Below are 546 nucleotides of genomic sequence, written 5' to 3'. Positions count from 1 at the left end.
CCCCTGTTTCCACGGGCTGGCTCATTATTTAACGCCCTGAGCACTCAGGCGCGTAATCAATGCGTCCAGAACGTCCTGCACATTGGCCCTCGACGAGTTCAGCTACTCGAAACGCACCTTCAGGCACTTCCCAAGCGCATTCAAAGCCCATCTCTTCACCAGCATTGAAACCTTGTCGTGCATAGTAGTTAGGTTCACCCAACACGACACAGACTGGATAACCGAAATCACGCAGAGATTCGAAACCTTCTTTAATGAGTTCAGCACCAATGCCTTGACGGCGATAGTCCTCATGAACAGCCAATGGTGCAAGCCCTTGCCACGACAAATCTTCACCATTTAATGTAACTGGGCTAAATAAAGCATGGCCAATTACCTCACCTTCATCCGTACACGCCACCAGCGACAAGGTCAGCTTGCCGTTTTCACGTAAACGCATCACCAAGTTGGCTTCCGCATCGGTTGGAAACGCATGTTTCAATAGGCGGTCAATGGTCAGAATGTCCGCAGGGGCCTCACTTCGAATCAGCATTCGCTACTCCGGGT

At 50.9% G+C, this 546-nt stretch carries 1 protein-coding gene; it reads right to left on the bottom strand.

Annotated features, from left to right (window positions below; all coding sequences use genetic code 11):
• Positions 1–28: 28 nt before the first annotated feature.
• Complete coding sequence (locus tag R7044_RS27435; protein ID WP_225456254.1) at positions 29–532, bottom strand: GNAT family N-acetyltransferase; 504 nt, start codon at positions 530–532, stop codon at positions 29–31.
• Positions 533–546: the final 14 nt, after the last annotated feature.

The organism is Vibrio sp. 1402 (genome assembly GCF_033340275.1).
Note: the sequence above shows the minus strand (reverse complement) of the source record. Positions and strands in the feature narration are given on the sequence as shown.

What these genes read in the sequence shown, in the direction of transcription:
- R7044_RS27435 (WP_225456254.1), bottom strand. Translation starts at nt 532, where the DNA reads ATGCTGATTCGAAGTGAGGCCCCTGCGGACATTCTGACCATTGACCGC.